The sequence below is a fragment of the Pseudomonas alliivorans genome, assembly GCF_017826695.1.
Classification (GTDB): Bacteria; Pseudomonadota; Gammaproteobacteria; order Pseudomonadales; family Pseudomonadaceae; genus Aquipseudomonas; species Aquipseudomonas alliivorans.
The window spans coordinates 1-21,658 of sequence record NZ_JAFFZW010000016.1; the positions used below are offsets into that span (position 1 = coordinate 1).

General features: G+C 55.8%; 15 protein-coding genes and 2 pseudogenes. 1 reads left to right on the top strand and 16 read right to left on the bottom strand.

Features of this window, described 5'->3' with window-relative positions; translation table 11 throughout:
* Positions 1-111 (top strand): annotated as a pseudogene (locus JTJ32_RS25450) (IS5/IS1182 family transposase); the annotation flags it as partial.
* A 121-nt stretch (positions 112-232) separates the two neighbouring features.
* On the opposite strand, the pseudogene JTJ32_RS25455 reads toward JTJ32_RS25450, so the two are convergent.
* From JTJ32_RS25455 to tssH, 16 genes and pseudogenes are all read right to left on the bottom strand, one after another.
* Positions 233-432 (bottom strand): annotated as a pseudogene (locus JTJ32_RS25455) (transposase domain-containing protein); the annotation flags it as partial.
* Between the two features lie 108 nt (positions 433-540).
* Positions 541-909, bottom strand: a complete 369-nt coding sequence (locus tag JTJ32_RS25460; RefSeq protein ID WP_210043688.1) for a hypothetical protein — start codon at positions 907-909, stop codon at positions 541-543.
* A 646-nt stretch (positions 910-1,555) separates the two neighbouring features.
* Entirely contained in the window at positions 1,556-2,320 is a 765-nt protein-coding gene (locus JTJ32_RS25465; protein ID WP_236059467.1) for a hypothetical protein, read from the bottom strand.
* Positions 2,321-2,334: 14 nt separating this feature from the next.
* Positions 2,335-5,496 (bottom strand): peptidoglycan DD-metalloendopeptidase family protein, encoded by a 3,162-nt coding sequence (locus JTJ32_RS25470; protein ID WP_210043690.1) that lies wholly within the window; start codon positions 5,494-5,496, stop codon positions 2,335-2,337.
* A gap of 4 nt (positions 5,497-5,500) precedes the next feature.
* Complete coding sequence (locus tag JTJ32_RS25475) at positions 5,501-5,971, bottom strand: hypothetical protein (RefSeq protein WP_210043691.1); 471 nt, start codon at positions 5,969-5,971, stop codon at positions 5,501-5,503.
* A 10-nt stretch (positions 5,972-5,981) separates the two neighbouring features.
* Positions 5,982-8,018, bottom strand: a complete 2,037-nt coding sequence (tssI, locus tag JTJ32_RS25480; RefSeq protein WP_210043692.1) for a type VI secretion system Vgr family protein — start codon at positions 8,016-8,018, stop codon at positions 5,982-5,984.
* A 21-nt stretch (positions 8,019-8,039) separates the two neighbouring features.
* Complete coding sequence (locus JTJ32_RS25485; protein WP_210043693.1) at positions 8,040-9,047, bottom strand: serine/threonine-protein kinase; 1,008 nt, start codon at positions 9,045-9,047, stop codon at positions 8,040-8,042.
* Positions 9,044-9,772, bottom strand: a complete 729-nt coding sequence (locus JTJ32_RS25490) for a PP2C family protein-serine/threonine phosphatase (RefSeq protein WP_210043694.1) — start codon at positions 9,770-9,772, stop codon at positions 9,044-9,046. The genes JTJ32_RS25485 and JTJ32_RS25490 overlap by 4 nt, the downstream gene beginning before the upstream one ends.
* On the bottom strand, positions 9,772-13,299 hold the full coding sequence (gene tssM, locus JTJ32_RS25495) for a type VI secretion system membrane subunit TssM (protein ID WP_210043695.1): 3,528 nt from the start codon (positions 13,297-13,299) through the stop codon (positions 9,772-9,774). The genes JTJ32_RS25490 and tssM overlap by 1 nt, the downstream gene beginning before the upstream one ends.
* Positions 13,300-13,312: 13 nt before the next feature.
* Positions 13,313-14,188: a type IVB secretion system protein IcmH/DotU gene (gene icmH / locus JTJ32_RS25500; RefSeq protein WP_004882984.1), complete on the bottom strand. Its 876-nt coding sequence runs from the start codon at positions 14,186-14,188 to the stop codon at positions 13,313-13,315.
* Between the two features lie 5 nt (positions 14,189-14,193).
* Positions 14,194-15,525 carry a type VI secretion system baseplate subunit TssK gene (tssK, locus tag JTJ32_RS25505; RefSeq protein ID WP_004882983.1) on the bottom strand — a complete coding sequence of 444 codons (1,332 nt, stop codon included), beginning with the start codon at positions 15,523-15,525 and terminating at the stop codon, positions 14,194-14,196.
* A gap of 2 nt (positions 15,526-15,527) precedes the next feature.
* Entirely contained in the window at positions 15,528-16,028 is a 501-nt protein-coding gene (gene tssJ / locus JTJ32_RS25510; RefSeq protein WP_004882982.1) for a type VI secretion system lipoprotein TssJ, read from the bottom strand.
* A 5-nt stretch (positions 16,029-16,033) separates the two neighbouring features.
* Positions 16,034-17,230 carry a type VI secretion system-associated FHA domain protein TagH gene (gene tagH / locus JTJ32_RS25515; RefSeq protein WP_210043696.1) on the bottom strand — a complete coding sequence of 399 codons (1,197 nt, stop codon included), beginning with the start codon at positions 17,228-17,230 and terminating at the stop codon, positions 16,034-16,036.
* A gap of 17 nt (positions 17,231-17,247) precedes the next feature.
* Entirely contained in the window at positions 17,248-17,388 is a 141-nt protein-coding gene (locus JTJ32_RS25520; protein ID WP_004882980.1) for a hypothetical protein, read from the bottom strand.
* Between the two features lie 87 nt (positions 17,389-17,475).
* Positions 17,476-18,993 (bottom strand): sigma-54 interaction domain-containing protein, encoded by a 1,518-nt coding sequence (locus tag JTJ32_RS25525; RefSeq protein ID WP_210043697.1) that lies wholly within the window; start codon positions 18,991-18,993, stop codon positions 17,476-17,478.
* A 10-nt stretch (positions 18,994-19,003) separates the two neighbouring features.
* Positions 19,004-21,652, bottom strand: coding sequence for a type VI secretion system ATPase TssH (gene tssH, locus JTJ32_RS25530; RefSeq protein ID WP_210043698.1), 2,649 nt, complete (start codon positions 21,650-21,652; stop codon positions 19,004-19,006).
* Between the last annotated feature and the right edge of the window lie 6 nt (positions 21,653-21,658).

Consider the following 21,658-nt stretch of genomic DNA (forward strand, 5'->3'; position numbering starts at 1 on the left):
CGCTTTCGTGGGCTGATGAAAAACACAGCTCAGCTGACCACGCTGTTCGCCCTGTCAAACCTGTGGATGGCTCGAAAACAGCTGATGGGTATGGGTGAGTTGCGCGTTTAACACGGAAAACCGGACGGAAACGCCCTCAACGCGCTGCATCAGGCCATTTTCAGCATATAGCGCTGGGTGCCGGGCAAATTGCGACTCGCCGTCGCTGCGCAACAAGTTGATCGGAGCATCCTTAGCTAGGCGATGCCGGCGAACAGCTCCACGGCAGCAGGGCTTCGTAATCTTCAACCGAAGCCGCATGGGTTAACGTTCAAGTGCGTGGCGCAGCCATGCATAGGGCTCCTAACCGTTGGCTTTGGCGGTCTCGACCAGGCTATCCAGTTGAGAATGAGCCTTGGCGCCTTTTTGCGTGCCGCTGAACAACCTGTCCTTCCCTCACCGTGTTTCTTTGGTCTTTATTAATTCTTCCTCCTCGCAATCACTTTGAATCATAACGTTCTATTACCCGGCTAGGTATTTTTTGTTGCTTACCCTGCTTGGTCATAATAGAAACGTACATATTGTAGTTTTTTGTGCAGCTTGCTTTTCGCTTTCTGACCAATAGGCATCTGCAAGATTAAGATATGCAACCACTCTTTCAGGATTGTTATCAATTATTTTCTCAAGCAACCAGATTGCATCACTGTTGAAACTTGCCTCTTGCCAAAAATAGGCTATATCATTAAGCACCTGTTGATCACTCTTTGAATAACCGTATTTATTCAAGTAAGACTCCACGAAAGCTTTTTTTGGAAAGTCGGCAAATCTAGCTTTTTCTTTGTGTAGCCGAGAAGTAGCATTTTTAAACTCAGTTAAAAATTGTTCTTTATATTTCCTACCAAAATCTGTGACAATTTTTTCTTTATCCACGCATATTTCAGATAGACACGACTCTGCCGAATCTTGCTTCATCAATGAGTAGCAGTAAGGGGCGTCAGCAGATGCATTACTTGGTGTCTTTTCAAGAAAAACAAGCCCGCTAGAGCGTGACTGCACTGCACTGCACTGCAAAAATGAACGACCCCGAAAGTATCAGGCACACCTTGCTTATTTTTAATTAAATCCACTGCACTTGTTACCTTGCCCGCATCAAGAGACTTAATATTTCCACTCGGCTTATAATCCAAAAGCGGTTCTCTTGTGCAGTGCAGTCACACTCACAGCTTAGCACATACTCCCCACTCAACATGTTCCATCTCGAAGTAGCAATCTCACCTTCGTCACAATAATTTTTATCAATATGGATAGAACAGAAATTACTATCTGGGTCACATACGATTTTGTCTGCATCAGCGTATGCAGAAGAGACGAACGTAAAAAAAAACCGCAAATAGCATTTTTTTAAAAGTCACAGACGTGCCCTTCACTTATCATGTGCCTAGTTAATCAATTACACTATGCTGAGTGTCGCCGACGGTACAGCTTTTTTCTTTTAACATTGATAATACTATATTCGCTCAGCGGTAAAGACGCCTCCCAGGCGATTAGGAGGCAGAGATTAATCTATCCGGTTAACTCAACACCCGCTCACGCTCTCGCACAAAATCCATCCTCGTATCTCTTTTCCTTTTGTGCTCTTGTAGACGATAGATATCCAACCCGCCGATACGGCCTCTTGGTTTACCTTATCCCCTTTTACTAGATACATTTTTGTTTTATTGGCAATCGCTGCGGAAGAATATATCGATGTTTTTTTGGTCACCTCTAATTCTAAATTTTTACCCTTTAACCACCGGCTATAATTCTCTGACGCAAGCTGAGCCATTACAGCATTACGATTCTTGTACGGATATGTATAAACAGGTTCATCCGTATCCCCATCGCGCAGCACAACGTCCGCACCGCTTCCAAAATAATCTGTATTTTTCTTATCTAATTCGTATCCACTCAAAGCTTTCCGAAACACCATTACACTAAAATAATCGCTTCCATAGCTGACACCGGTGAAAGCACGGATGGGGGAACTATGGATAATAAAAACATCCTTACTTCCATTACCCGTTTTTGCCAAAAACGCATCCACCACCTCACCAGGGTCAGCAATATAAGGTAATCTAGCTATGAATCTTTCCTCCCCGGCATTGCAGTCTAAAAAAGTAATACCAAGCCCCATCTCGGGATTTGCTTTTCCCTCATCTTCAATAACAGGAGTTGATTTAACAACTATGTAACCTCCACCTACCCTCAATGGCTGATACAAAGTGTCTTTGGGCGCTTCGCAAGCAAAAGTAGAGGATGCTACAAAAACCGCCAACAAACCGAAATACTTGAATATCGCCATCCGACGAAAACAACTCATCCCGCACACCCCCCAAAATCGTTATTAATTAACTGGATAATCTCTTTACTAACTGCTTTGCGCTTCGCAAGTTGATCTAGACCAGTGTTAATCTTCGCCGTAACCCTTCTTACCTTTAGATCCACCTCCAGAGATGCGTCATCTGCAATGGCTCCAATATTATTATTTTTCCAGTACCAACTACCAGATGCGACTATGGCATTTACATCGGTTTCGATCAACGAAGGTGTTGCATCTATTCTAACTCCTATGGCATCTGCACATCTCTTATAGGTCTCATAAAATGTGAGATGCAGCAGACCACGACCACGATAATCATTATTTGGATAGTCGTTACTTCCAAAACAATGCTGAGCATAACCTGCATCATTACCTAACAGGTGATCATCGACATACTTTAATTTTTGCTCATGACTAAGATGCAAGCCTTTACGTATCAAGCCATTATTTATCGCGGTAGGCGCCAAATTGAGAAGAGACTCTGCTGTATAAGTAGCACGTGAGTAGTTAAGACTTTCTCGAAACTTAGCAAACTTTAACGTCTCTACGCTTCCCTGAGCAAGGATTAAAGCCACCTGAGAGCAGGTTGTTATACCATACTTCTCAAAAAAATTACTGGCTGACTCTACAAATCCTTTTAAAAACTCTTCAGTTACTGTGGGGCCTGAAATTTTCTTCATAAACGGTACTGTTAAAGCGATACTCTTTCCGCACTTCTTACAGAGAGAAGAACCGGTAACCTCTAGCATGTTACCCACAAAACTGACTGGATTAACGTGTTTAACCATTCCGCTACCATCACCAATTGCGCTCCCGCCTATCAAATCGTCCCAGAAAACAAAATTGTCAATCCTTTCTTTTTCATGTTTAAGCACTGCTGGGTAGGGCTTTAGAAGCTCATTTAGACGAACCCACTTTGACGTATTCGACTTAAATTTCCATTCTGTAGGATGATCTGCTATTAGCTTTGACCAGCGCTGTCTAAACTCAACGTTCTTTAATGCAGCCGTCAAGTCTTCAGAGGTCACCTCTCCATCCTTATTACCAAGCGTGTCCACGTCTTTATATATATTCTTAAAAAAATCAGGCATATCGTCAGGATCAAGAAAACCATCCGATGTCTGATTGCTTTCTCTAAAAATTTTAAAACCTAGTAGCTCCCAATCGTGCTGACTTATGATTTTTGCTGACTCTTTCTTAATCAAACCAGACTTATTTTCGCCGCTATCCAATATTGAAACTTCATACCAATCGACCGTATCTTTAAATGGAACCGCCTTTGTTAACTCGACAAAATTTTCGGCTAACACTTCAACAATACCGTTCTCAGGCGGTTTTTTCTTTAACACCGTGGCGGCAGGAATATGTATATATTTCCTGCCTTCCTTCACACCGGCTTTATTCTTCAAAAAATCTTCAATTCTAGGATCAGCCGAAAAGACCTCCACATGCACCTGATGCTTGCTGGAAACCCCACCTGTTGGTCCTGCAATGTTTTCGTTAAGCCCCAGATACCCAATTGGATCTCCAGCTTTTATTGCCGTGTCCATTGGAACGACGACATCGAAAACGGTAGGCGTCAGCTCTTGCCACTGAACAAAACGATTGGGGGAGACATCCTCCACGCAAGCCCAGAAAGACGCTGGCACTGGCAAGGAATGTCCCTTCAAGCCCGTCGTTGGACCTGAGGTGCTCGGAATGAACGTACACTCAGCCATTCGAACGGTCTTGGTTCCGATCTTGAGATTGAGCACTTTTGCACTGTCAAACTCAATCGTGCTGTTCGTGCATAAAACAAGGCCTTGATTGGCCCCCTGCGTCGTTGCTGCGCTTATGGGTTGCCCTGCCGCAGCACCATGAGTGAGTGACGCAGGTGGCTGGCGGAGCGTGAGTCCGCTGGCGGTAACCACCGCTCTGACCTTGCCTTTCCAATAGCCTGGCTTGGTTCTTTCAGGCGGGACGACCTCTTGCCAGCTGGGAGTGCCATCAGATTTGGGGTAGGAAGCACCGTTTTGTTTGTAGGCAAACCAGAACTCTTGACCTTCAGTACGCCCGCCAACTGCACCTTTTATAAGTTTGCCTTTGGCATGAACACGATCAGCGTGTTCTTCCAGAATTTCAATTTCGGCACCTGCAGAAATGGCTCCATATTCCTGGCAGTCAGACGCGCCCTTGATGTCGCTTCTTGCCCTGAAGCCGCTCGCAATCATCTTGATTCGTGGAGTGGGGATCTCGTCTTGCAGAATGGGATAGCGCTCAAACGGTAACAGATGCATGTACAGGCTGTAGAACGTCAATTCGTTGCTGGTGCCAGGCTGCACCTCAGTGTTAGCCGGTGATTTGTAGTCATGACGCACGAGACAGAACGAATTTGAATATTTCAGGGTCTGTGTTGCTTCAGCACCTGCAAATTCGCTTGTCAGATAATCCTTGTTCAGGCGATAGGCGACGACTACACCGTTTCCGATACAGCGTATGGGTTCTTCTCGCACACATTGCGGGGCACTCTGATCGCTGATGTGGATGCCGCCGTGCCAAAAATTATGGCTTCCTAAAAGATAATGGCCTGAGTTTTCTTTCTCCAGAGCGGCAAACAGTTCTTCCGCGTCCTTGAATGACGATCCTCCCGCTTTACGAATAGGAAATTGCCAAGTGCCGCCCGCCGCTACGGTTTCAGCTGGCGCTGGAGCAGTTGGACTGACGCCATCCGGATTGGTCAAGTTCGAAATGTCGAACCCGCGGGGATCAACGGTCACATGACCACGTGCCAGATTTGGCTGGCCTTTAGTTCCGTTTCTCAGTACTTCAAAATGTAAATGCGCGCCTGTCCCTATACCAGTATTTCCGCAAGGGCCTACGGTTGCTCCTTTGGCAACGGATGCACCCAATGCTAGCGGAGACGGCGCACTCATATGCGCATATAGGGTGTGAACAATTTCTGTGCCGTTGGCGTGCTCTAGCACTACCAGATTCCCATACCCATTCATAGTGCCTTTATAGACCACCTTTCCTGCACCAGCGGCAGGGATGGATGTGCCGGCAGGGGCCCCCCAGTCTTCGCCCCTGTGCGGACGAACTTGCCCGGTAACAGGGTGAGTGCGGGTAGGGTTCCACTCGCTTGTATAATGAAAAGCCGCACCTGGATTATAAAGTTCCATATAATTACTCACTGTACTCATCACAGTAGAAAACTGAACTTCCCTGTTGTTTTGGGTTCGTTATCAAAATGGGCGACTTACCATCTTTTTGATTCAGCTTGAGGTTGGAAAACTTGGTTCTCAATGTAGCCTCAACGGTCGCAGGGCTGTCTTTTAAATAAATAGCATGGACGCTAAATGGCCCTTTGTAAGGTATAGCTATTTGATTTACTGCCAAGCCATAGAACGTATCGTTTACGCAGTAAAAAGCAGCTTCGTCAACCCTGCAAGGCTCAAGCTTTCGTTCAGTAAAATAAGCACCGCTGGCTTTTTTCGTCACAGGATCAAGGTAAATATTCTTGATCTGACAAGCTTCAATTCCGCGAAATTGCTCCTCCAACGTGGTATTCGAGCATGCGCTTATAGCGATCAGGGCTAAAACAGAAAAAGTCAGCCTTAAGCTTCTGAACATCGACAGCGAGTTAGTGTTAATCATGAGTTTATCCTTATTCAGAAAACACAAAAAAAGCCTTCGGTTCGACCTTCTCAGGCGGTGCATTCACCAACGCCTGATCCATCAAACTCCCCGCCTTGTCCTTGTCCACTACCCCAGGCAGTACCGGCGGTTTGATGCCGATCCCGGTGCCGTTCCCTGCGGAGCCTCCAGCGTTGACCTTCACGATCGGTCCGACCATGGTAATTCCGCCGGCGTCGAGCTTGATGAAGCTTCCGCCCGCTTTCACGGTGAGTTCCACGCCCGCTTCGATGACGATCTTTTCACCGGCTTTCAAGTGGATCTCGGTGCCTGCGCTGGTCAGTTGCGCGGTGCCCAGTTTCACGTGCTGGTTTTGCGCGACGGTGAGGTGGTCGTCCATGCGGACTTCGGTTTTGCGGTCGGCGTAGGTGGTGCGGTGTTCTTCGGCCTTGAGTTCGGTGTAGGTATTCTTTTCGACGGTGTCGTGGCGCTCGTTACCGACGCGGATTTTCTGGTCGTGCTCGATGTTCTCGTCCCAGTCGCGCTGGGCATGGATGAAGATCTGTTCGGCACCTTTTTTATCTTCGATGCGCAGTTCGTTGTAACCGCCGCCGCCCGGCGAGCTGAGGGTCTTGAATACCGTGCGGGTTTTGTTGGTCGGCAGCGGGTACGGAACCTGATTTTCCTTGTGGTACAGGCAGCCGGTCACAAGTGGCTGGTCCGGGTCGCCCTCAAGGAATGACACCAGGACTTCCATGCCGACGCGCGGGATGCTGATGCCGCCGTAGCGGTCGCCCGCCCAACTGCTGGAGACACGCAGCCAGCAGCTGGTCTTGTCATCGGCAAGGCCTTCGCGGTCCCAGAAGAACTGGACTTTCACCCGTCCATACGGGTCGCAGTGGATTTCTTCGCCCTTGGGGCCGGTGACCACGGCGGTCTGGCTACCGAGCACGCGAGGTTTGGGGTGTTCCAGCGCTGGGCGATAAAAGACAGCCCAAGGCGTTGCCAGGAATCGGTTGCGATAACCCTGATGGAAATCGTCCTTATTGTTGGTGGTGTCGCTGGTGACCGACTCTTCGAGCACTTGCGGCTGCTTGCCTTCATGGAAGATTTCGGTCAGCAGCCACAGGTCGTTCCACTCGGCGCGAGGGTGCTCGGATAGCTGGAGAAAATGCCCGCTCTTGAGCGCAGTCTGATCGCCCCAGCCGTCGGCTTGCTGATAGTCGGCACGATGGCGTTCCAGCGCTCGCTGGCTCAGGAACTTGCCCCGTGCGCGATCAATGAAGCGGCCCGGATAGTCATAGTCCTCCAGGTCCGGCTCATTGCTTTCATTGGCGGGTTTGTAAGCGGCTTCAAGTTGCAGTTTCGGCTTCTCGAAGTCGTAGTCGCGTCGGGTCACGCGGCCTGTGCGGGTTTCCAGGCGCAGCTTGAAGCCCTTGATGACTGGCACGTCAGCGACCAGACCGCTGCCTTGCACATACGCCGTGGGCTCACCCAGCTTGGGGAAGACGGTCTGGTCATCGCCGAACACCAGTACATGCCCCTCCTGGCTGTGCTGGAAGTGGTAATGAACACCCTCTTCCTCGCACAGTCGCTGCACGAAATGCAGGTCGGTTTCATCGTACTGCACGCAGTAATCACGCTCAGGGCACGGCTGGCCGAGCTGGAACTTGTAGCCGTTACCCTTGATGCCGTGCTCTTCCAGGATCAACGCGATGATTTGCTGCGCCGACATCTGCTGATAGATACGCTGGTTGGTACGGTGATGCAGATACTGCAAGTGCGGCACCAGAGACAAGGTGTAACGCGTCAGGCGCTTGCCCGCATCACCTTGGGCGGCGCGGTAGATCTGGCCGTGAATGCCATTACCCTGAGGGTCGAACGCCAGAAACGCCTGCTTGTGCAGAAGCGCTTCCAGATCAATGTCCGGGTTTTCGCTGACCAGTTCCAGGTCGAAACGAAACGGCTGGCTGATACCTTCAGTGCCTGTAAACGACAGCACCTGCAGGTCGCCCGAGAAGTCTTTGACGGTCAGGCTGAAGTGCGTTTCGTTAGATGGATTGAACATCATTTGCTCCCTGTTCGGTCGTCATCCGTTACACCATGGCATCAAGCGTTGCAGCCTGGACGAAGTGACGGCGAAAGCGTCACGCAGTTGTTTGGCGGTGATCTTGCGATCCCGTGCATCGAATGTCAGTGCCGACCGCAACGCGGGCCAGCAGTGTTTCGGTAAATTCCCCGGGGCCTTCAGCTCACGCTCAAGACGCTCGTCGCGGGCCTGGGTCGATGGCAGGCGGCGAAACGGATGCTTGCCTCCCGCCAGTTCGAAGATCACGCAGGCCACACCGTATACATCGGCACTGGCCGACAGTGTCTGGCCTTCCAACAGTTCCGGCGCGGCGTAGCCCGGTGTCCAGGCATTGAAGCGGTCGCGACTCAGATGAGGCAATCCCGGCATCACGCCCTCCTCGGCCTGGCCAAGGCCAAAGTCGAACAGGCGCAAGCCTTCTTCGCTGAGCATGACGTTGCTGGGTTTCATGTCGCCATGCAACACACCGCGAGCATGGGCGTAAGCCAGTGCATCGAGCAGCGGCAGCGCTATATCACGCAATTCTTTCCACGGCAGGCCAAGAGGCCGCTCGCAGAGCAGTTTATCCAGAGTCAGCCCACGCATGAGTTCCATGGTGATGAAAGCCCGCTGGCAATCAGTGTCTACTTCAAACGTGTGCAAACGCAGCACGTTGTTGTGGCGAAGGCGTCGGGTCAGGGCGAACTCGCTGTATAGCAAGGCACTGGCGTCCGGCGACTCGGCAAATTCTTCGCTGAGGATTTTCAGCGCCACATACGGATCAGGCTCGCCGAACTGTTCGCTCAGCAAGTCCCGTGCACGGTAGACCGCGCCCATGCCACCGGCACCCAGCAGACGCTCGATACGGTAACGCCCCGCCAGCACCTCGGGCATCTCACCGATACTGGCCTTGGTCGGCGCCAGTGCAGGTTCGGCCTTGTGCGACTTGGCGAACGCAAAGTAGGTCAGGTTGTTGTCCTGCTCTTCGCTCACCAGCAGGTCGTCGGTCGGTCGTATGAGTTCGGTCATTTGCGGATCACCACGGCCGTCAGATTATCCCGCGCCGAGCCACGCAAGGCGCCATCGAACAGGCGCTCCAGCGCGACCTGGGGTGCGGTCAGACTCAGGGCGCTACCCAGTGCATCACTGCTGAGTCCCTGATACAGGCCATCACTGCACAGCAGAAACGCATCGCCGGGATACACCTCCAGTTCCAGTACATCCAGAGTCAGTTGTTCTGCTGCACCGACTGCACGCGTCAAGGCATGCGCAGCAGGATGGGCACGGGCCTGTTCGACGCTCATTTTCTGTTCGTCGATCAGTTGCTGTTGCAGTGAATGATCCTTGGACAGTTGGTACAGACGCTGTCCACGCCACAGGTAACAACGGCTGTCGCCCGCCCAGATGCAGGCAGCACGATTGCCTTCGACCATCAACGCAACCACGGTGCTACCCATGATGCTGTCGTGGTGCCCCGCAGTGACCGTCAGTTCCTGACCCAAACGGCGGTTAAGCCAGTGCAGGCATTGACGAATGCTCTTGAGGCGCTCGTCAAATCCTTCCTGGACCGGCAATTCCGCCAGGCTGGCGACGATCAACTGGCTGGCGACATCACCACCCTGATGACCGCCCATGCCATCCGCGACCACCCACAGCCCATGCTGTGGGGAGTTCAGAAAAGCGTCTTCGTTGCGCGCCCGAACCTTGCCGGCATCGGTGCGCGCAGCGCTACGCCAGGGGCTGGCTACCAGCATCAAAGCTGCCCCGGCATGCGGAAGCTGCGCAGCGTGCCCATGTCGAACGGGTTAGGCGTGCGCTGGCTGGTCAACAGGTAGTTGGCGCGTAGCCCCCCCACGTCGGCCTTGAGCACCAGGACGTCACGCCCCTTCAGGTATTCGGTCTGCATCAGATCGAACAGGCGGAACAGCGACCATGGGCCGGTATTCTTCTCGAGACCCAGCGGACGGCCAGCCATTCTGTCGAGTACCAGACTGGTGCGACCGTCTTCGGCATCAGTAGGCCATTTGAACGACACCGGTACGATCGGACCGTGGCGATATTCAATGGTCTTGTCGCCAAACTTGAACTCGGAGCGGCTGACAGCCGGGTCGAGGGTGTAAGGCTCCAGCTTGAACTGCACTTGCGGCTCGGCGGGGTTGTCAGCGAAGAAGCTTTGACGGATCACCAGTGCCGAAGCCATCTGGTCGAGGTAGACCTTGGAAACCGGCAAGGTGTAGCCATCGACGCTGCGCATGCGGTAGTTGCCCGGATCGCCACTGACGAACGGACGCATGTAGCTGTCGAAGAAGCGATCAGCAATACCCTGAGCCTTGAAGAACTCACGGAAATCGCTGATTGCCACGTCGCTGGCGCTGTGGGCATCGAATGGATAACGCTTGCTGATCGCCTTGCCGTAGAAACTGTACAACTCGCTCTGGTAGCGCTGGTTCAAATACTGATAGGCATCGCCCAACACCAGACGCCAGGTGTCTTCTGCCAGTACGTTGAACCACACACCCACCGGACGTGGCAAACGACCGGAAGTGGTGCGCAGGTTGCTCAGCGCATCCCGCTGGCCGCCCATGCGGTTTTTCGCCATTTCGAAAGCAGCCTGATCCGGCGAGCTGGAACGGGCCAGACTTGCCATCTGCAGTTGCAGCTCGTTGAGCGCGGCCAGAGCCGGAGTCAGGTCGGCAGTCGGGCCGTTGTTGTCATCCAGCAAGCGATGCAATGGCTCGAAGCGGCTTTGCAGAGATTTTCTGGCAGTATCCGGCAAATTCTTTGCCAACGCATCGGATGCCTTGCCTGCTGCAGCGGCCGCCAGCTTACCGAGCTTGCCGCCATTCTCCGCCAGTTGGCCTGCTGCATCAGCGGCCTCATCAGCCGTGTCGGCGACCACCGGGAAACGGGTGTTTTCGCGCACTTCAACCAGCATCTGGATGATCGGCGAGTTTGCCGACGTCAGACCTGCCAACTGCTCGGCACCTTCACCGAAGTCATTGATCGCAGGCAGTTGAACCTGGCCTACCGCTTCACCCCAATAGTTGGCGTAGTCACGGAAGTACAGTTGCTCCAGTTCAACCATCAGACGACGCAGGTCCATGGTGCTCAGGCCAGTACCTTCTCCCAGAACCCAGTTGTCGCTCAGAATATCGGTGACCAGCTTCGTTCCCTGAACAGAGAAGTACTGCTGATATCCCTGTTGAGTGTAGAAGCCGGGGATCTTGTAATCCGTGCCGACAAACAGCGCGCCCTGAGGACCAAGGTGCTGGCTCAAGGTGTATTCCGGCAGATTACGGGCCTGCTCGCGCAGCATGCGGTAAACCACAGTCGCCAGAGACTCGCTGCGCAGAATCTGACGCGCCTGAGCCACAAGCGGATCATTCAGCGGGTAGCTGAATGGCTGCTTCAGCAAACGATCAAAATGGGTGTTCAAGCCGTTCTGTACCGCTGTATTGCCGGTATAGCGCTGAGACCATTCGGTGGCGACCCAGTCCTTGAGCCATTGCGCATCGCGGCGATCCGTCATGTTCAACATCAGGTACGCACGCAGGCTGTTGAGCAGGCGGTCGCGATCCTTGGTGTTGGCGCGGATCTGGCTTTCCAGCAGGTTCGCTACGCGGGGCAGCAACTGATCATGAAGCTCGCGCTCGTAAGCAACCCTGACCACAGGGTTGGCCTCTTCGCCCTGATACAGGCCAACACGCTCGTGGTAACTCACGTCGCCTTTTTCGGGAAATACTTGAGTGGCCGCGTAGCTGGTGTCGAGCGTCTTGAGGACCGCCATGGAGTCATCGCGAGCAGTCAGTGCCGAACGCTGCTGGGTCCAGGTCTGGGCTAGATTGCGCAGGTTCTCCAGGCGTGAATAGTTTGCAGAGAAACCGCCCGCCCAGAGCACGCCAAACAGTACCAGTGCGGCCAGTGCACCCACGTACAAGGCACGCTGGCCCCAATGAATGCGACTGCGCTCGCGCTTGTCCAGGCCAGCAAGATCGGCCTCTGGAAAGATGACACGGCTGAGCAGGTGGTGGATAAACCGTGACCGGCCGCTGCGCAGGGTCGGCAGCACGCCAGCACTCATGCCCAGATTGGCACCGATACCGGCGGTGGTGGCGTCCATTTCCTCAGTGAGATGCGGTGCGCTGGTCAGGTAGAAACCGCGCAGTTGGCTGACACGCTGGTAGCGGTTACCAGTGAATGCAAGGTCAACAAACAGACACAGGCGTTCGCCGATCTGCCCCAGTCGATGCGGGAAATCGAGAATTCGCCCACGGCGCTGAGTATCACGCTCCTGGTGCATGCGCATGATCACCTGACTGTTCAGGCGACGCAGCAACTCTTCGAACTCAGTGCGCAGCACTGCGACATCGGTGCCCTTCTGCTCTTTGCGGAAGCTCGTGCCGAGGACCTGATCGCTTTCTTCACGCGTGAGTTGGTCGAAGAATTCATCGAAGCCCAACAGACGGTCGGCTTTGCTCAGAACCAGATAGACAGGCACATCAACGTGCAGCTTCTGATGCACATCCTGCAGGCGCGCACGCACCTGACGAGCCAGTGTTTCCAAATGCTGCTCGCTGCTGTTGAGCAGGGTTTCCACTGGAATGGTCACCAGCACACCGTTCAAAGGGCGATTGCGGCGACGTTTGCGCAGCAGATCCAGCAAGGTGCTCCATGCACTGCCATCGACTTCGGCATCCGGCTGGGTCAGGTAACGGCCAGCGGTGTCGATGAGCACGCCGTGATCGGCGAAGTACCAGTCACAATGACGAGTGCCGAGGGTGTCGCGGGTCAGCTTGCGTTCGATCTTGTTGATCGGAAACTCGAGGCCCGAGAAATCCAGCAGACTGGTTTTACCACTGCCCTGCGGACCAATCAGCAGGTACCACGGCAAATCACTGCGCCAGCGCTCGCTGCGACCGCGATAAAGGCTTGAGGTCTTGAGGGTTTTCAACGCGTCCTTGAAGCGTGTTTTCAGCTCTTTCTGCTCTTCGTCGATCTGCTCTTCACGGCGGATACGATCCTGGCCATCTTCGCTTTCTTCGAGGGCTTTCTTGCGAACACCCGCGCGCCAGCTGACGAAAACCATCGTCAGGCCCCAGATCAGGAACAGCACGCTGATGGTCAGCAGACGCGAGGTGGAGCTTTCCCAGAACTTGTAATCATCCACCGCCAGCAGCGGCCCGACGAACCATACCAACAGCGCAACAAACAGCACCAGCAGCAGCGTCCAGACCCATGTCTTGCGCAGGAATGCGCCGACTTTCTTGAAGAAGTTTTTCATCATGCGTCCCTGTTTACGGCTGCGACTGCGGCTGGACCGCGGCCGGATCAAACGGCTGATAAGGTTGCAAAACGGTTTCGCGCTGCTCACCCAGTACCCAGGCGAAGCCGAAATACATCACCGCCAGGCAGACCAGGGTAAACAACACCACCATCCACGCAGGCACAATGCGCACCAGGCTGCGGCGCTGATTGTTCAAACCTTCCCAGTGGGGTGACAGTTCGCGTGGCACGTCGCCGCGCAATTGACGAATCTGGCGATACAGCGCATCGCGGATGCCTTCAAGCTCGAGCATACCGCGCGCCTGCACCCGGTACTTGCCCTCAAAGCCGAGTGACAGACACAGGTACATCAACTCCAGCATCGGCAGATGCTTGACCGGGTTTTTCGACAGCCTGTCGAGAAGCTGGAAAAACTTCTCCCCCCCGAAGGTTTCGTTGTGGAAGCTGCTGAGCAGGCTCATCTGCGACCACTCGCTTTCGTTACCCCACGGGGTGGTCACCACTGCCTCGTCCACCACTGTGCACAACACGTAGCGGGCGGCCATCACTTGGCTGCTTTCAGCCCCGTTGTGTAACGCGCGGACTTCAAACAGCTTTAAACCGGCAGTCAGACGCTCGTTGAGCGCATACATGTCTTCGCGGGTATCGCTGTGTTTGAGGCGTACCACTTCCGACAGTAGATCGGAGGCAGCCGCGACCAGCGAATTGAGGCTGATGTTGAAAGCCTCGGCCGGGCGCAGGCGGGCTGCGTAAATCATGCGCTCTTCCAGCTGCTCGAACCGTGGCGGCGCAGCGAAGTCCGTCAGCGGGCTCGCGGCCGGGCCGTGGCCCTGGCGGTCGAGCAGGACGGTTTTATCGTCCTGGTTGTAATCCGTGTCCTTGCTCATGTCGGTCAGTTCCTGATAGCCCAGAATTTCAGTTCAAGCTCGGCGAATTCGCCGGACACGTGGAACGCGAAGCCGCCGGAGCGCTCGAGTTGTGCCAAGTCTTCGGAACTGAGTTCGAGGATGAAATAGGTTTTGTTGGAGTGGAACGCGATCTGCCTCGGGGCCACCGGTAACGGTTTGACCTTGATACCTGGCAGATGCAGGTTGACCAGTTGGCGGATACGCTCCACAGGACCGACCTTGAGGTGTGCCGGCAAGCGGTGGCGCAGTTCTTCGGAGTCGCAGTTGGCACTGGCTGCCAGCACGAACGACGCCGAGCCCAGCAGTTTGTGATCGTGCAGCGGCGATACGATGATGCCGTACTGACGGGCCTGCAGAACCAGCTCAATGGCGTGCTGTTCCAGCACCATGGACAGCACCTGACGGATCGCCTCCATCAACTTGCGGAAACTGGCGCCCTGATCGCTGTGCTGATAACGACTGTCCAGACGCGGTCTCTTGCTGTCACTGGAGAAGGTCGCCAGATCGCCGAGCATGGTCAGCAGCGTGCGATACAGCTCTTCAGGGTGCACTTGCTCAAGGCCCAGATAGTGGCGCAGCAGCAACTCGGTGCGGTTGATCAGTTGCAGCATCATGAAGTCACCGACTTCAGCACCGCCCACCTTGCCGTTGGAGCGAATCCGGTCAGCGATTGTGTCGCCCCGGTGGCTGAGCATGCTGATGACTTCCTTGAGGCAGGACAACAGGTAGCTGGAAGCGTGAGCCTGGATGTAGGTCGGCACAAAATCGGGGTCGAGGCTGATCACGCCATCCGGCGTGGTGTCGAGCACTTCGCAGACCTTCAGCTTCACGTAAGCCTGATCGCTCTGCTGCTGGCCAAGCAGCAGTTTGAAGTCGGGGCGACCGCAGCTGACCTGACTCGAGGAGTCATCGCCCGCGTTGGAGTCGGACACCTCGGCCTCATACGCGGTATAGCGCGCCAGCACATCGGACTGCTCGGGGCGACGCGATTCGATGTGGTTACCCGTGACGAGCGGCAGCGCGAGATAAATCGGCGTATTGCCGGTATTGGGCGGCACGTCGAGCGCCAGCGGCTCTGTGTTGCCTCCCAGTTCGAACAGACTGCCGTCCGGCAGAATTCCCGAGGCATTGCTGATGACCAGCTTGCCCATGTTGAGAAACTGCAGGTCGATGTCCAGGCTCAGAAAACCCCAGGTATAGCTACCCAGCAACTGGGTACGGGTTTTCATCTGGTGATCGTAATAGCGATCGTTGTGCTGGAAGTGCTGCGGACGCAGCAACATGCCTTCCTGCCAAATGACTTTATGGGAATTCATGGTCAGTCATCTGCCTTGGCGAGCGGTTCATTAGTGTTGCGAATGCCGTTCTGGTCGAGCGTCAAATCGGCGTCAGTGATCTCTACCGGCGTCACTTGCAGCGTGTAGCGCCATCTGCTGTCCGGCAGGTCCCGATAGGCTGCAAGAACGCCGACGTAACGGCTGCCTTCCTGCAGGCTGAGCTTGAGCTCGACGGTTTCACCCGGACGCAGTTCCAGTTCCTCCGAGGCAACCATGTCTGGCGCCAGCGATTCTTTCGCACGTTCATACAGGCTGAAGAAATCCGCGTTTTCAAACGCCACCGGATGCTTGAGTTCGAACAGGCGCACCACGACAGGCGATGGGCGACCATTCAGATCCGGGTTCACCTGATCGCTGGCGGTCAGCTTCAGGTTGAGTTTGGTGACGTGTGAATACGGCGACAACGTAGAGCAGCCAGCCAGCACCACCAGGGCGGTCAGCGCAGCCAGCATGTTGAAGAAAGCAGTCGAGCGGCGAGACATGCGTATCATCCTTGGTGGTCAGTGTGGAGTGTGGAAATCAAACGAATCTGCTCTTCGTAGGCCTGAGCGAAATCGCGGGCCAGAAGGCGCTCGCTCCAGTCAGTATCCTGGCGCAACGCCTGGTGATAGCGGCCATAGGCTCTCCAGCGGCTGCCGGAGGTAGCAATCAGCGGCTTGTTGTCGCGCTCGAAACGCAACGTGAGCTGTTGTGGAGAGAAGTGTTCAAGCGTGCCGCGAACAGCCGCGCGGCTGGCTGTGAGCAAGGCGACCTGATGGGCCTGCAGATCACGGAAGGCGCGCGATATCGCCTGATCGGCCGGCAACTGTCCGGGCTTGTTGCCATGCAGCAGAATGTCCAGTGCTTCACCAGCGTCGACGGCAAACTTCAACGGATTTTTCTGTGTGCCTTGCACTGTGGTCTGCGCCAGGCGCAACTCGTTCTTGAGCTCGCTGCGCGTGCGCAGGCTCTGCTGTAAACCACCGACGCTTTGCTTGAGCAAGCGCGCTGCGTTCAGAGCCAGAGCCTCTTTCGCATCGTGGTCGAGCCCTTTGAGGTCAACGCCCAGCGCAGCCCCGAATTTTTCCCAGAAACCGTCAGCCTGACGCTCGACCGGTGGTGGGGCCGGCGCAGGTGCGGGTTCTTTTGGAACCTCGACCAGTTCCGGCACCAGCAGGCTTTCCATGTCGATACGGGCATAGTCAGCGCGCTGACGGCCATCATCGATTACGTTGCTGGGTGAAATCAGCTCTTCGATTTCCGAGTAAACGCGCTCCTGCTGATCGAGCGCATTGAGCGGATCAAGATCAAGGAATGCGTCGTCCGGGATAATGCTACCAGCCGCCTGCGGACGACCGACTTCCACGTCGAAGGCCGCCGGGTCGCGCACCAGTCGGGCACGGATTTCGAAATCGCCCAGAATGTATTCACTGCCATGCTCGATGCGTACCGCTTCGCCCTTGCGCAGGCGCGTGCCGTTGGTGCTGTCCTGGATACCGTTGCTGCTGGTATCGGTCAGAAAAAACGAGCCGTCGCGATAGCTGATCAACGCGTGATGATTGGACAAGTGCCGCTTACGGTCGGGGATGATCCAATCGCAATCGTCACCTCGGCCAATCACGCCGCCAGCCTGTTTGAAGGTCTTTTGGCACAAGTCAGTGGGCACGAACTGCTTGGTGTTCAGCATTTCGAAAACCAGTTCCATAATGATGCTCCTTGCGGTCACTTGCCGCGGTTGACCGCCTGCGGATCACCCAATGGGCGATAGGTGTTGTCGTTGAATTTGTAATTGCCGCTGCAGCCCCCGAGGCCGCATAGAACGACAACAGTGAGCAGGACGGCTTGCCAGTGACGAACAGACATCAGAGGGTCTCCAGAAGTGAGCAAAAAGCGCCGCCCCTTTCGGGGAGCACTGTCAGAAGCGAATAAGGTGAAAACAAGTGCTTTTGCCTACCCATTGAAGTCACCCAGATTGATATTCAGGCGCCCAAGGCGGTAAAGCAGCGTGCGCCTCGGCAGGCCGAGTTCACGCGCGGAAAGGGTCTGGTTGCCATCGTTCTTGCGCAGGCAGTCGAGCAGCAGGCTACGCTCGACCTGTTCCAGCCGCTCGCGCAGATTGAGGCTGCTTTCCTCGGGCACAGCGTCCGGGCGCAGAGAGAAATGCTCGGCCAGCAACTCATTGCCCTCACACAACAGGACTGCACGTTCGACCAGGCCTTTGAGTTCGCGCACGTTGCCGGGAAACGCATAACCGGACAGGTGATCAAGGGCCGCATCCGACCAGCGCAACGGGCCGCGCTGCAGAAACGCACACGTCTTGTCGGCGAAGTGCCGGGCCAGGTCCAGAATGTCACCCTCGCGATGTCGCAGGGCCGGCAGCTCAATGGGAAACTGCGCGAGTCGGTAATACAGATCCTCGCGGAACTTGCCTTCGCTGACCATCACGGCCAGGTCCCGGTGCGTCGCGGCCAGGATGCGCACGTCGATCTTGCGCGTGTCGTTGGAGCCCAGCGGCCGAATCTCGCCTTCTTGCAGCACGCGCAGCAGCTTGGCCTGCAGCGATAACGGCATATCGCCGATTTCGTCGAGCAACAACGTGCCGCCATTGGCCGCCTCGAACAGCCCGGTACGATCACGATCAGCTCCCGTGAACGCGCCTTTGCAGTAACCGAACAGTTCGCTCTCAAGCAGGTTCTCTGGAAACGCGGCACAGTTCTGAACAATGAAGGCCTGGGAGCGACGCGGACCGAAGTCATGGATCGCCCGCGCAACAACTTCCTTGCCGGTGCCTGTCTCGCCGCGCAGCAATACGGTGTAAGGGCTGTGCAGCACCTTGCTGATCATGGAGTAGGTTTGACGCATGCTTGCGCTTTTTCCGATCAGACCGTATCCGCTGATGCTTGGCGTACTGACCACCGCCGGTCGCACCTTATCCACACGCTGATGCAAGCGCTGCAGCAGGTTGAGTTGACCCAGAGCGAACGAGCCAAACTGACCTAGGGAATCAGCAAACCCCTGCAGATCGACATGCCGGTGGCTCGCACACAACAACACACCTTCGACGGCCTGCTGATGATTGATGACCGGCACACACAGCAACGACTGCCACGGCGTGCTTTGCGTCGGCAGGAAACTGGTTTCGTGCAGGCTGCCGCTCAGCTCGCCCAGGCACACCACGCGGTTCTGGCAAAGGGCGAACTGCAACAACTGCTCGCCGTTATAATCTACCGGCAGGCCTGCGGCTTCCCGTGGTTGCAGGATTCCGTCCAGGCACTCGGCTCTCATTTTCAGACAGGTGTGCGTGGCATCCAGCAGATAAAGCTGTGCCAGTTCGCAGCCGCTGAGTTCAGCAAGACCGCGCACAAAATCACCCAGCAATTCGGCGCCATTGGCCGCCCTCGCCAGGCTGGCGAACTGCGCCAGCAAGGCTTCGGCGTACGCCAGCGGCTGCGGCATCTGAGTGAACATCACACCCACCTCAGGCAAACTCGCAAGTCACGCTGCCGGAACTGTCCAGCGTCGCATGAACACGCTTCAGACTTTCTCCGGTAGCCATGGCGTCGAGCAGACGGTCAGCAACCAGCGGCAGGACATGCAGATCCAGCAGATGGTCGATCAGACGCGCACCGCTGTCGCTTTGCGTGCAACGCTCGGCCAAGTGATCAACAAGGTTCTGGCAGTACGTGAACTCCAGCTGACGACGGTTCAGACGCTCGCCCAGACGACCGAGTTTGATTTCGATCAGCTCGCGCAGCACCGGCCCGCTGACCGGGTAGTACGGCACCACGCGCATGCGCGCCAGCAGTGCAGGTTTGAAGTGCTTGCTGAGGACCGGCCGAATGGTTTCCTCAAGCACTTCGGCAGTTGGCCGCGCACCGTCTTCGCACAACGCGCTGATCTGGTCGCTGCCCAGGTTCGAGGTCATCAGAATCAGCGTGTTGCGGAAGTCGATCTCGCGACCTTCTCCGTCGTTGGCCACGCCCTTGTCGAAGATTTGGTAAAACAGATTGAGCACGTCAGGGTCAGCTTTCTCGACCTCATCAAGCAGCACGACCGAATACGGTTTCTGACGTACCGCTTCGGTGAGCATGCCGCCCTCGCCATAGCCCACGTAGCCCGGTGGTGCACCGATCAGGCGAGAAACGGTGTGCTTCTCCTGAAACTCGGACATGTTGATGGTGGTGATGAAGCGATCACCGCCGTATAGCAGATCAGCCAGCGCCAACGCGGTTTCGGTCTTGCCGACGCCACTCGGGCCGACCAGCAGAAATACACCGACCGGCGCATCGGGCTTGTTCAGACCTGCAGCGGTAGCGCGCATCGAACGATCGAGGGCATGAACAGCCTGCTCCTGACCACGGATACGAATACGCAGATCCTTGGCGAAGCTGGCCACCTTGGCGTTGTGCTCACGAGCCAGTTGCGCCAGCGGTACACCGGTCCAGGCACTGATCACTTCAGCCACAAGGCGCGGGCAAACCTCGAAGCTCACCAGCCGCTCCTTGACCTGCAGTGCGGTCAGGGCCACGTGCGTTTCGTTCAGAGCAGCGGTCAGCGCTTCGACACTTTGCGTTTCGTCCAGCGCCACAGCTTCGATGACTGTGCCTTCGTCGTCCTCTTCTATTTCAACGGTCGGCTCGACAGCGGCCGATTCACGCGCCTTGGCCAGTTGCTGACGCAGTTCCAGCAGGCGCTCGGCGAGTGTCTTCTGTTCAAGCCACAATGCTTCCAGTGCAGCCCGCTCTTGCTCGGCAGCTTCCAGACGCGTTTCCAGCGCTTCCAGCGCCTCGTGATCGATCAGCAGACCGGCTTCGGCGTCACGACGCAGTGCCTGGCGCTGGCGACCGCCTTCAGCCAGTTCGCCACGCAGGCGCTCAAGGCTTTCCGGAGCAGCGGCAAGACTGATGCGCACGCGGGCACACGCTGTATCGAGGACATCAACGGCCTTGTCAGGCAGTTGGCGGCCAGCGAGATAGCGGGCAGACAGCTCGGCGGCGGCGACTACGGCGTCATCGCGCAGGTAGATGCCATGGCTCTTCTCATAAACCTGCGCCAAGCCGCGCAGGATCGTAACGGCTTCGCTGACGGTCGGTTCATGCAGCTGAACAGGCTGGAAACGGCGGGCCAGTGCCGGGTCTTTCTCGAAGTACTTTTTGTACTCCGCCCAGGTCGTGGCAGCGATGGTACGCAGTTCGCCACGCGCCAGAGCCGGCTTGAGCAGGTTGGCTGCATCCGAGCCACCCGCGTTACCGCCAGCGCCGATCAGCGTATGGGCTTCGTCGATGAACAGAATGATCGGCTTCGGCGACGCTTTGACCTCGTCGATCACACCTTTAAGACGACGCTCGAATTCTCCTTTGACGCTGGCGCCAGCCTGCAGAAGCCCCATATCCAGAGACAACAGTTCGACGCCCTTGAGTGCCTGCGGTACTTCACCCGCGGCGATGCGCGATGCGAGGCCTTCGACAATGGCGGTTTTGCCGACACCAGCCTCACCCACGACAATGGGATTGTTCTTGCGGCGACGAGCCAGAATGTCGACCATCTGCCGAATCGCGCCGTCGCGGCACAGCACTGGATCAAGTTTGCCGTCGCGGGCCTGCTGTGTCAGGTTGTGAGTGAAACGCTCCAACAGCGACTCGCCTTGGGCAGCCGGTTTACCACTGGCAGGCTGCTCCTGTTGAGACAGGGCAAACTCTTTCAGTCGATCAATATTCAGCTTGGCCAGCAAGGGCTGGTAGCGGCTGCCGGCGTAGCGCATCGGGTTACGCAGCAGTGCAAGAATCAGCGCGGCCTGCTCGACCTGGGTCTGGCCCAGTTCAAGATTAGCGACCAGCAGGGCGTCCTGCAGCCACTGCACCAGTTCCGGAGCAAACACCGGGTTACGCGAGGCGCTGTGCTCGACCCGCGATTGCAGCGAGGCGCTCAACTCGCCAGCGTCCACTTCCGCATCTTGCAGGGCACGCGCGAGCAGACCTTGCGGACGCTCAAGCAGCTCTAGCAACAGATCTTCAACCAGAATCTTGCTGCCGCCACGGGCGACGCAGCGCTCCGCAGAACTTTCCAGATCACGGCGGGTTTCGGCGTCCAGCGCTTGAATCAGTTGTTGCAGGTCTACATTGCTCATCAGTCA